Source organism: Photobacterium minamisatsumaniensis (genome assembly GCF_050336695.1).
GTDB classification, from domain to species: Bacteria; Pseudomonadota; Gammaproteobacteria; order Enterobacterales; family Vibrionaceae; genus Photobacterium; species Photobacterium minamisatsumaniensis.
Genome location: NZ_JAKJSI010000035.1, coordinates 1 through 13,093, shown reverse-complemented (window position 1 = coordinate 13,093; position 13,093 = coordinate 1). Strand labels below are relative to the sequence as shown.

Genomic DNA, 13,093 nt, shown 5'->3' with positions numbered 1-13,093 from the left:
ATGACTACTCCCTCAGTGCCGTGTGGCGTGCTTTCAGCACGGGGTTAAGTAAATATTGAAGTACGGTTCGCTGCCCCGTAATGATGTCGGCAGCGGCAGTCATTCCGGGGATTATCGGTAATTGGCCGCCGTCGCGATCAAGTACATGGCTGCTATCGGTGCGGATCCGTATTTGGTAATAACTATCACCTTGCTCATCGGTCACGGTATCGGCACTGATGTGTTCGAGGGTGCCATCGAGCCCGCCGTAAACCGTAAAATCATAAGCTGTAAACTTGAGCTTGGCTTTCAGGCCGGGACGGAGGAACCCAATGTCTTTCGGGGCAATTTTGGCTTCTACCAATAAGCTGTCTTCGGTGGGGACGATTTCCACTAAATCCATACCTGGCTGGATCACCCCGCCAACCGTATTAATATGGATTTTATGAACCGTGCCATTCACAGGAGAGGTAACTATCGTTCGTGCAACTTTATCTTTTAGACCGATATGTGATTGATTTAGCGTATCGAGTTTATCTGATGTTTGATTGAGCTCAGATTGCATATCAGTTCGAAATTTCAACGCGATATCGAGTCGCTTTAAGGTTGCTTCGCCTAACTCGGCTCTGATCACCGGTAAGCTCAATTCAGTAGAGGTGGCTTCTCTACGGGTGTCATTCACCTGCCGTTGTAATTTTAATAACTCGACTTTGGGGACAACCCCTTCATCAGCCAACGGTTTAGTAATGCGATATTCTTGGCTGGCAAGTGATAGGCTACGTTTTTGGTTAGCTAGCCTCGCTTTGGCTTCATCCAATTCCCTGTTTTTCTGCTGGATTTGCTGGCTAATGACCGACAACTGATTGGATAGATTCGCGAGGGTATCTCGGTATTCACTGCGCTGGCGATGAACAAGCTCAGGGTGCTGTTCAGAAAAGGGGGCTGAAAATGTTAACTTGTCGGTCGCTATTGTAATGGCTTGCTTACCTGTTTTTACGCTATCGAGTAGGGCATTTAGACGAATGGCATCGGCTTCTAGGCCAGCTAAATCAATAGCCTTTTCATCAAAGTCAGAGCGAAAACGGGTATCATCAATCAAGATCAAAGGTTGTTGAGAACTTACTTGCTCTCCCTCGGTGATCAAAATCTGTTTAACAATGCCACCTTCAAGGTTCTGCACGATTTGTAATTGCAGTGAAGGTATCACCCTTCCTTGTCCTCGGGTAACTTGTTCTAGCTGGGCGTTAGCTGCCCAAAAAAGAGCAATCGCAAGAAAAATGATGACTAGCCAAAGCAAGATGCTCGCACTTTTAGGTGCCTTCAGCAGCAAGGCTGAGCTACTATCATCGATATAGTCGATATGCTTTTGATTTATCTTGTTCTTTGCGTTCATCATGCCTCTTAATAAAAGACACGTCAGCCAAGTAAGTTCCGTATAGTTATGGTAACGCTAACGGTGATTAACCAGAAAATAGACCTTGAGCATAGGGCAAGAACGAAGCGGATCACGTTGCGAGAGTGGGAATTCTAAAAGCTGAGATTCGTTCATGGTTTTTGAATTCTGACTCTTTATTGAGACTACACTTCACACATCCCTAGAGTGTAGTAAGTGCTATGGCTGATTCTTCTCGCTTATCTTCAAGTTCTCCTCAACCTGCATATATTCAGGTTGAACAAAGTACGGTCTACGTTGCCCTGCCTGACGGTACTAACAATGCTGTGGACTCTCAGTACCCTTTACCCAATTCACCCACATTGATTTTTGCTGATTCATCGGCTCGTTACGTTGTGATGAAAAACGGTGAGCCTGTGCTGGTTGACTGGCCTTGTCCAACCTGTGTGTTAATTGCGCCAGAGCTGGGGGGGGGAGAGAACCTTTCCGACAACAGTATTTTTGTTAATCCGATAAATACATTACCAGTGAGTGCAACTGGCGGTGGGTTATCTGCTGAGGATTTTGAATCGCTACAAGCATTGATTCTAGCGGGAGGCGATCCAACAGAGTTACTTGATGCGCCTGCGGCAGGGAATGCAGGGTTTGTAAGTGATGATAGTGCCAATAGTGGGTTTGTCGTGGTCGATTATAACGGCGACAGTACGCTCGCAGACGCTGGTTTTGAGACCGAATTCACGCCCGACGAAGCTGCGATTGTTGATGATATTGCCCCTGTTTTTGCCGCTTCCGGTGGCGAAAACGGTGCAATGCAGCTTACCGAAGGGGATCTTTCCCCCAATACATACCCTTCTGTGTCATCAACAACGGTACTGGTTGCGGCAGGCTCGCTGCCGCTTGATGCTTCATCGTTTAGCTTTGACCCACAGACCCTTTCGGTATTACTGGCTGAACTAAGTAGTGAAGTCACCTCGAGCGGTCAAACGGTCGATTTTCGGTTTGATGCTGCAACTAATACCATCATTGGTGAGATAGCAGCAGGACAAGCCAACAGCGGAGAGGCCGTTGTTAGTATTGAAATTGATGCAATTGAGCAGGGTAGGGATGTTTCCGTCACAGTATCGACGACGTTATCACGTCCGGTTGATCACCTACCGAACGGGGATACCTCGGGTTTGGTGACCAATAGCAATGATAATTTATCGGTACAGTTAGCTATTCAGGGGGCAGACTTAGCCGGAAATTCGCTGACAGTACCGGTTCAAGTCAGCACCAGTATGCTCGACGGGGTTGACCCACAATTTGGAACTGATCCGGGCACAATTATCGACGAAGCCGATTCATTGGGTGTGGATGTCGATGGCGCTATCCCGCTTGATGTAGGCAGTGATGAGATTAGTACGATTACCATTGACCCCAATCAGCCGGATCTTGAAGCGATCACCAGTAATGGGTTTGAGACCCAAGTATTAGTCGCTGGCAATCAATTGTTGCTGGTGGATTCACGTGGTGAAACGGTACTGTCGTTGGTGGTTGAAACCGATGGTAGCTATGTCGCGAATTTAATGTTGCCGCTCGATCAGCTCACACGTGCAGAGTTGGCACTTACTATTGCTGTGACAGCCACTGATTTTGATGGTGATATTGCCCCTGGCAATGCGTTATTGATCACTATTGATGGTAACAGCCCGCCAGGAGGCGAAGAAGGTGCGATTACTTTTACCGAGCCTGACTTCATTCCAAATGAATACCCGGTTAATGGTAGTGATGAGTTTGACTTACAACCAGGTGTCGATAGGCTCGACCCAGATAGCGTTCGTATTGATGAGCTGGAAATCGATACTTTAATTGCAGAGCTTAATGATGAAATCAGTTCAGGTAATCAACCGTTAGTGTTTAGCTATGACCCTGCAACAGGCGTGTTAAGTGGTGCATTGGCGGATGGGAATATCGCCTTACAGCTAACGATTTCTGCGGTACAAAGCGCTGATGGACTCGGGCTAACCCTGACTTCCACACTAGAGCAATTGCTGCCGCTCGATCATCTGCAATCAGGTAATAACAGTGGCCGAGTTACCGTCAACGGCGAGCAAATTGTCATTACTGTGCCAATTCAAGCCAATGATACCGATGGCGATTTTCTTGATGCGCCTGCGATACTCACGCTGACAATCAATGATGGTGAATTTCCTGCATTTGGTCTTGATGACGGCGTAACGGTAATTGACCCAGACCAAGGTGCAGAACCAGTGGTCAGCGAAAGCCAGATAGCTCTTGACGTTGGTAGTGATGACATTAATAGCTTGGTGATCATTAATAACGCCGATTTGGCGAATGTGATTAATGGTTTTAGCTCTAACGGAGAACCTGTTACCTATCAAGTGAGCCAAAACCAGCTCACTATTTTTGCCAGTGCGAGCTTTGACAGCACGAGCCAAGAAATCCTTACCGTAACGATTGAGACTGATGGCAGCTATCAGGTTGTTATGAGTGACGCTTTTGATCAGCCGGTCGATAGCAACCAAATTTTATTACCGATTGACGTACTGGTGACGGACGATGATGGTGACAGCGACCAAAGCCAAATCACAGTTACCTTGCTAGATGGTGCTGATCCAGCGGGTGGCGAAACCGCACAAACCAGCTTTACCGAGCCGGACTTAGAACCAAATGAATACCCCGCTTCGACCACGGCATCCATAACGTTAGCTGCAGGCTCAGACAGGCTAGTGGTTGATAGCGTTACCATAGATCCCGCTCAGTTAGAGGCAGTTATCGATGATTTTCAGTCTCTACTAACCTCGGCTGGGGAAGCGATAACCTTTAGCTTTGATGAAAATACAGGGGTGCTTGAAGGGCGTTTGCCAGATGATACCTTGGCCGTGTCATTGGCTTTATCGGCAGTACAAGCTAGCGATGATCGTGGGATTGCAGGTGAGGTAACTGTTACCCAGTTTGTGCCGCTTGACCATCTTGAGGCGAGCCAAAGCTCACCTTATATTACGACTTCTGGTACTGAAATTACGCTTAGCTTGCCACTCATGGCGACGGATACCGATGGTGATGATCTCGTGACGCCAGCCATTGTCACGACCACGATAATCGACGGCGAGTTTCCGGCGTTAGAACAAGGTGCAGGACTTAGTGTTAATGAGACTGACGATAACAGCCAGCCAGTGACGAGCACTATTGGTATCGACAAAGGGAGCGATGATATTCGCAACTTGCTGTTTACCGATAGCCAGCCCGAAGTACCTTTCACCAGCGATGGCAGTGTACTGGCTTGGGAGGTGGAGGGGGATCCGCTTGGCTCGCAAGTATCGCTGCAAGATGAATTGGGCAACACCATACTCGCCGTAAGCATAACGAACGATGGTGAGTTTACCGCGACCTTAACTGGCACCATCGATCATTTTGATGATGATACAGCCACTTTGCCGCTCAATGTGATGATCACCGATAACGATAATGACCAGACCAACGGTCAGATAAGCATAGATGTAACCGATGGCGATGATCCGGAAGGGGGCGGTGAGATCAATGTCAGTTTCACCGAGCCTGATCTTGTGCCCAATGAATACCCTGCCACCAGTACCTTGAGTATTACCGTACCTGCAGGATCTGATCGTCTAGTGCCAGAAACCGTTCAGATAGACCCAAGTGCTTTAGCTGCGATCTTGGCCGAGCTTGGTTCGGAGCTTTCCTCTGGCGGTGAGCCACTCACCTTTAGCTACGATGTTGTCACAGGTTTGCTCGAAGGCCGGCTAGATGATGGTAGTCCGGAAGGCTTGTTAGTGCTGAGTATGGCGGTGAATGCCCAACAAGTTGTAGGCAGCAATGATGCCCAAGTGATCCTAACGGTTACTCAGTTTGCTCCGCTGGATCATGATCTCAATGGCAATAGCGAAGGTTTCGTTTTTGTCGATGGCGATACAATTTCAATTGCGTTACCCATTCAGCTTGAAGATGTGGATGGCGATAGCTTGGTTTTCCCGATCACGGGTACTGCCATTATTGATGATGGGGATATTCCGTTATTGGGTGAAGACAGTAGTGTCGCGGTAAATGAAAGCGCCGATCTGAATACCCCAGCCACTGGCAATATCGAGGTTGATGTCGGCAGTGATGATGTAGCGTTTATCCATTTTACTGATGAGCAACCTAGTTTGGCTGGCTTATTCAGTGATGGTGAGCCAGTTAGTTTTGAAATCGTTGATGGTAATACGTTAAATGCGTTTATTGAGCAGGGCAACCAACAAGTGCCTGTCTTGTCTGTTGTTATTCAACCCGATGGCAGCTACCAAGTTTTGCTCAGCAACAACCTGGATCACCTCGACGGTGATGTGATTTCATTGCCGCTGGATATTGTGGTTAGTGATGATGATGGTGACACCAGTACAGGGGTGATTACTGTTGCTGTTGAAGATGGGGATGATCCGTCATTTGGTGATGACAGTGGTGTCGTCTTGGACGAAGCTGAAGACGGCATAGCTTCCGGAGACGGTAATATTGAGGTCATCACGGGTAGTGACGACATTATTAGCTTGGTTTTTGAGGCTAACCAACCCAGTTTAGCGGGCCTGACAAGTAATGGTTTTGCTACCACAACACAGGTTAACGGTAATCAGGTAACCGTCACATTAGCGAGCGATCCCGATAGTGTCGTATTAAATATCGAAATTGGACTTGACGGAAGTTACGTTGTAACTCAATTGCTGCCACTAGACCAATTTGACCCGCCAGATAACAACAACCTTACCTTAGCTATCCGTGCCGAAGACCGTGATGGTGACATCAGTGAACAGGGCACTATTAATGTCACCATTCTAGATGGTGTTGATCCCGAAGGGGGAAATACTGCCGAATTAGGTTTTACCGAAGGTGATCTCACGCCAGATGATCCAGTGTTGGGTTATCCAGTATCAGATTCTGCTTCTGTTACTGTTGTTGCCGGTGTTGATCGGCTCGATCCTGCAACGGTCACTCTGGATCCAGCCCAGCTCGATTCTTTGATCAATGAGTTGCAAGCTGAGGTGACAGCCAGCGGAATTGCTGTGGTTGCCACTTGGTTTGCAGATACCAATACATTGACCCTGACCGCAGGTGGTGAAACGGTGCTTACCGCAGTCTTGGAGGCCGTGCAAAATACTGACGGTGAACAAGTCGATATTACCGTCACCGTGACCCAGTTTTTACCTTTAGATCATAACGGTACCGATGCCACCGGCTTGGTTCGTCAGCAAGACGATACCATTGAAATTGACTGGCCAATCCAGCTTCAAGATACCGATGGTGATAGCCTAACTACGCCTGTGTTGGTGACTTCCACCATTACCGACGGGGTTGATCCTGTAATTGATGCCATTCCGGCGTTAACCGTATTGGAAAGTGATATCGATGAGGGTGGGGATTTTCACCCCGGTTCGAATCCCGGCGGTGATGGTGAAACCGATGGTAGTGAAGTTGGTATCGATGTCGGATCCGATAACATTGAAACCTTCTTGGTTGATGTCGATGCGTTTAACCAAGCCAATACAGGAATACTCACTGCTGGCGGTGAACAGGTTGTATTGGTTAATACCGCTAATAATCGCTACGAAGGGCAGGTAAATGGTGTTGCGGTATTCGTTCTGACTTTTGTTCCGAATCAAAACGACTCCTTTGAGTTACTGGGCGCACTGGATCATCAACAACCCGATAACGACGATGAGCTACAGCTGGAATTTATTGTTAGCGCCCAAGATTTTGATGGCGATGTCAGCAATCCGGAAAGCCTAGTGGTAACTGTGATTGATGATATTCCACAGACGTCCGATGCCGCGTTTTCTCCTGTTGAGGAAGGTAGTACAACCGAGACCCTTGATGTGCTCACCGTGCCCGAGGAAGGGGCGGATGATGCAGTCGTAACTGCAGTCATTATCAATGGGGAAAGATTGGAATTAACAGGTACCCCAAACCCTGATGGATTTTTCATTTTCCCTATAGAGCAAGATGGTCTGGCGTTGGGGGATTTGTTTATTTCGCCTGAAGGGCAGGTATTTTTTGTGTCGACTATTGTACCTAGTCCAGATCCAGAAATTACCACTGCCGTCGATTTTGAGGTGACTGACGGTGATGACGACATTAGTATCAGTACCCTGACGATCACCATTACCGATGAAGCACCGACGTTGATCATCGATCAAGCCGAGGGTGTTGAAGATCAAGCGCGCAATCCTGATGAAACCTTGAATGATCCTGCTCTGGGGATCCCAGTATTGATGACCATTGATGTTGGTGATGAAGATAGGGGCGAGCAAATCGGTGAGGTTTTCATTCAACTGCCTGCTGAGCCGCACGGGGAATTTTATCTTGATGGTGCGCTGCTGATTCCTGATGGCAATCAGATACTCATTCCTGCAACGGCATTTACTGATCCTGACGGCGACGGGGTATATCAATTACAGGGTGTCACCTTCGTTTCTGACATTGATTATTCAACCCTTGATGAGCCCAACGATCTGCTTGATTTCACAGTAACGGCGCAAGTGGTTACCGATGATGGTGCAAACCATCCATTGCAAACCGGCACTTTGTCGATTGATGTGCTGGGGGTTGCAGATGCGCCAAGTTTTGCCGATACCACTGTGACCTTCTACGGTGATGGCTTGGAAGATAGCGATAACATCAGCTTGACTGAATCATTCCAAGCAATGCTCGAAGATCTTGATGGCTCCGAGGTACTGACCTACTTCATCACGATAACCCAAGGTGAAGGGCAAATTATTGGCGATGGTATTACTGAAACTGAGCCGGGCTCAGGCATATTCGAAGTGCCAGTCGGTTCGATAGATTCTATCGAGCTCGATCCTGCACCTAACTTTAGCGGTGATATCAGGCTAAATTTGACCGGGCAAAGTCGAGAGCGGGGTAATTTTGTTCCTGAGTTTGAAACCGCAGAAACCACCGTCGAGCTATTGGTGAATGTGTTGCCAGTGGCTGATGATGCCCAGTTAAAAGTACGTCGGGTAGATTCATTGGAAGATGAAGCGATAGCACTTGCTCCTTTGATTGATTTAATCGAATTGGATGACACCGATGATGATTTCGGCGTCGAAACCTTGTATGTCCGGATTTCTGAATTACCTGTAGGGGCCGTGCTTGAACAAGACGGAGCAGTATTGCAGCCCGATGAAAATGGCGTGTACGAAATTTTGTTCGACGAGCTGGATCAAGTACAGCTAATTCCCGTGCCGGAGAGTAACGTCGATTTCAACATTAAGGTGGAAGGCGTGGTTAAGGACGTCGTTGATATCACCCTTGAAGACGGCACGGTTGAAACGGTCGAAGATGTGCTGGTTACTCCTGCTCAATTTATCGAAGTTGCATTAACGGGTGTGGTCGATGAGCCTGATTTTATTGTTGATGGTACTGATTGGACGCCATTACCCGATGGTCAGTCGGGGCTTGAAATCACCATTGATGAAGATACCGATGCCACCCTAGATTTCACATTGGTATCAGGCGAATTTGCTAATGCGCCGCTTGATGAGTCAGAAACCTTGACCTTTGTTATCTCGAATATTCCTGAAGGAGCACAGATTTTTGATGCTGCTGGCAATGAGCAAACCTTGGTGTTTGTCGGCTTTGACCCTGATACTGGTTTACCTCGTTACGAAGTAAAACTCGACGGCGAAGCTATCGGTGATCCGGAGCAGCCCGTTGCGATTACCATTCGCCCTGCTGAAAACAGTACGACTGATATCGTGCTCGATGCCAGCATTGTGGTGACAGAAAATGACGGTGATCAAGCTGTCTTCGATGCCCAGTTAATCATTCATATTGAACCTGTAGTTGATGCGGGTGATTACACCTTACAAAGTAACGGCTTGGAAGATGAATTTATTAACCTAAATTGGCAGCCGAACCTCACCGATAACAAAGAGCAAATCACAGGGCTGGTGATCCAAAACGTTGGTGCTGATTATCAGCTGCAAATTAATGATGGTGGTGCGATCACCCCATTAGTGATAGACGGAACAGGCTCGGTTACCTTGAGCGAAGTTGAGCTGAATTTATTGCTTGATGGGGCGCAGCTACAATTATTAGCGCCGGAAGATTCCGATCTGAATTTAACGGATGATACTGCCATTACGACCTTAGTGACGGTAACCGAAGAAGATGTTGATTCTGATGCTACCGATACCAAAGACATCAACGGTACGCTCAATGTCATCATTCGTGCGGTAGTCGAGCCGGATGGTGTGCTGGAGGTACAAGTAGACGGTGAGGCTGTTGATAGTTTGGAATCACAAGATGGTTCAGTCGATCTCTCCGGTGGTGATGGTGCTGATGGGCAAATTATCTTTACCGATCTTGATCCGAGTAGTATTGAGAACATTCAATCTATTGTGATCAGTTTCCCCGATGAGCCGGAAACAGGCTTTGTCGTGATCGGCGGGATCAACAATGGTGATGGCAGTTGGACGATCCCGAGTGGGAGTTTTGATAATATTCAGATCTTAGCTCCAGCAGGCTTTACTGGCGAGGTGACCGTTCAGCTAGCTGCTGAGGTACAAGACCAAAGTGATGATGGCGATGTTAGTACCGTTGTTATTGTTAACGATGAGATCACGATTAACTTTTTGGCTGGCGCACTGAACGATCAACTTGCTGGTGAGATCATCACAGATGACACCATTATTGTCACAGGTGAAGAAGATACGGCTGTTGATTTGGGTAATTTTCTTAGTCAGATCGTGAGTATTGATACGGCAGGTGATAACCAGCTGGAAGATGAATTTTCTTTGGTGATCAGCGCAGCGGATCTTCCGCCGGGAGCCAGTATTTCTGGCATGGACTTTAACTTTGTTACTGGTGAATACGTGATTAAGGTATCGGTTCAGGCCGATGGCTCGCTAGATTTATCTGGCATCACTCTTAATTTGCCTCAGGATTTTGCTGGGGACTTTATTCTACCGGTGAAATACGTGAATACCGATACCGCCAGCGGTGATACCAACGAAGTATTCGACACCATTCCTGTCCGTATAAGCCCGATTGTCGATGTACCAGAGCGTACCGGCGATAATGAACGTGTACCAGATATTGGTGTGGCCGTGGTTGAAACGCAAGGCTTAGATGCAGATCAGCAGCCGATTGAAGATGGTGAGCCAGAGGTGATATACCCCGGCATAGCCCTTGAAGATGGCATCATTATTTTGAATGTGACAGCAGCTGTTGCCGATATCAGTACCACCCAACAAGAAGGGTTAGAGACCGTTGAATCGGTCGTGATCGATGTCAGTGGATCTGGTGGTTTTTTACTGAATCAAGACGGCGAGCAAGTCACCAGCTTGACCATTACTGATTTAACCCTGTTAGACAATATCCAATATATCCCAGTTGAAGATTTCAGTGGTGATGTCAGCTTAAACATTGCCGTTACCATTGATGATACTGCTACGTTTGATGAAACCCTTGGTGATGATACTGAAGTCGATACGGCGAGTTTCTCTGAAAATATTAGTTTTGAAATTATTGCCGTTAATGACGAGGTTGAGTTTACGGGGGCGGATACACCTGTTGTGGGTGATGAAGATTCCGGCGCAATCAGTTTTGTAGGTATTGGAGGCTCTGTTGTTGATATTGATGGGTCGGAGTCAATTCTCTCAATCAAAATTGTGGATGTGCCGGAAGGTTTTATCATTGATGGGGCTGCGAATAATGGTGGTGGTGAATGGAGTGTCTCTGTACCGCCGGGTAGTACCACCTTCGACTTGAGTAGCCTTGGTTTGATCCCGCCGAAAGATTTCAGCGGTACGGTTGAATTGGGTGTGGTGGTGTTTTCAAAAGAAGAAAGTCTAGAATTGCCCGCTGAATTTAGTAGCAATTTTACCGTTGTGGTGAACCCAATAGCCGATAGGGTCGATACCGACATAACCCCAACAGCAGAAGGCACAGAAGATGGTGCGATTGACTTAATCCTCAATATTGAAGCCTTTGATGATAGCGATAGTTACACCGGAACTGGTACCAATGTGGTCGAGAATCCGCCGGAAACCCTGCAAATTATTATCAGTAACATACCTGATTCCAGCCAGATAGCTTTGCCTGACGGCGTGACAGGGACAGTAACCAACAATAATGATGGCAGCTGGTTGGTCACGGTGGATGCATCAGACCTTGATCGCTTGGTTTTCATTCCGGGCAATGCGAATAACAATAATTGGGATGGTGAACTCACGTTAGATATTCGTTCAGTCGATCAAGCTGATGTAGCGACTGATGATATTGCCGTTTTTCAGACTATTACCCTTGATATTGAAGCGGTCAATGATGCGCCAGAGCTGCCTGATATCGATGATCAAACCGTAGAAGAAGATACCCCGCTAGTGATTAGCGGTATTACTGTCACCGATGTCGATTTCAATGAAACGGGCACAACTGGCGTGATGACAGTGTCACTATCGGTAACTAACGGACAAATCACCGTTGTGGATGATGGCAGCCTAACCATTACGGGGAACGGCACTGATAGTCTGTTGATTGAGGGAAGCCTTGATGCGATTAATACCTTGCTTGATGCTGGTGTTACCTATCAGGGGGATCCTGATTTCAAAGGTGACGATGTGGTTAGCATCAATGTGAATGATAACGGTAATGTTGGTACTGGTGGGTCACTGCAAGACGATATCACCATTAACATTACGGTGACACCAAAGCCCGAGCCACCGTTGTTCACGCTCTCGATTCCTCAGCTAGCCAATACGCGCGCGGCTTTAGGTGCTTTAGTCCCTTTAATTGGATTGGTTGTTACTGCGGTTGATGCCGATGAAACGCTATTTGTTGAAGTCAGAAACTTGGGTGATGGACGTCTGGTTGATGCTATTGGTAACGAGGTCGGTACTGATAACGGTGATGGTAGCTGGCGTGTGCCAGTTGACCTGTTAGATGATCTGTTTATTGCGGACTTAGCGGCAGGTGAGAATAGCTTAACGCTGGTGGCAATATCGCAAGAGATTGATGGTAGCGAAGCTGAGTCATCAGAATTAGTCATTGGTGTACGGATAGATAATCTTGTCGACACTGGCAACCAGATTGGTGTTGGCGATTCAGATGCTGAAAATCTCGTTGTCGGTAGTGATGAGAATGAAACCTTATTGGGTGGGTTAGCTGACGATATTTTAATCGGCGGCAATGGCGAAGACGAGCTGTTTGGTGGTGAGGGGAACGACGAACTTTGGGGGGGCGAACGCAATGCTTCCGGCGATGGGGTTCGTGATGTCTTTGCATGGCAGATCGATGATCTTGGTGATGGCTCCTCCACTTATACTGATACGGTTAAAGATTTTGAAATTACCATTGATCAGCTTGATATTGCTGATATTTTGCCGGATAACGGCGAAGATGATCTCGAGCGCTTACTTGATAATATCAATGCTGAAATAGATGCTGAGGAAACGGTCAATTTAGCGGTATCGGCTAGCGACACCTTACAGCAAAATATTGAACTGGAAAATATTGATGTTGCAGCGCTGGGCTTAAGCACTGGCTCGTCATCGAGCGAAATTATCAATGAGCTATTTAATAACGGCGTGTTTATTGTTGATTAGCAGCTTTCAATAATTAGCGTAATGATTTCATTAATGCAGTTAAAGTGTCGGATTTTTTTACAATGAATGCCCGTTGAAATTTTAACATATTAAAAAGTAAGTCAAATATAAATGGAACGAATATTGC

The 13,093-nt window shown here is 47.1% G+C and carries 2 protein-coding genes; one reads left to right on the top strand and one right to left on the bottom strand.

The genetic code is table 11. The features are described 5' to 3' along the window. Positions 1–4: 4 nt before the first annotated feature. Positions 5–1,375: an HlyD family type I secretion periplasmic adaptor subunit gene (locus tag L4D78_RS18610; RefSeq protein ID WP_428468329.1), complete on the bottom strand. Its 1,371-nt coding sequence runs from the start codon at positions 1,373–1,375 to the stop codon at positions 5–7. A 218-nt stretch (positions 1,376–1,593) separates the two neighbouring features. On the opposite strand from L4D78_RS18610, the gene L4D78_RS18605 reads away from it, so the two are divergent. Next, entirely contained in the window at positions 1,594–12,966 is an 11,373-nt protein-coding gene (locus L4D78_RS18605) for a retention module-containing protein (RefSeq protein WP_428468328.1), read from the top strand. Positions 12,967–13,093: the final 127 nt, after the last annotated feature.

Bases quoted from the DNA above. Each gene is read 5' to 3' on its own strand.
- L4D78_RS18610 (WP_428468329.1), bottom strand. From the start codon at position 1,375: ATGATGAACGCAAAGAACAAGATAAATCAAAAGCATATCGACTATATC.
- L4D78_RS18605 (WP_428468328.1), top strand. From the start codon at position 1,594: ATGGCTGATTCTTCTCGCTTATCTTCAAGTTCTCCTCAACCTGCATAT.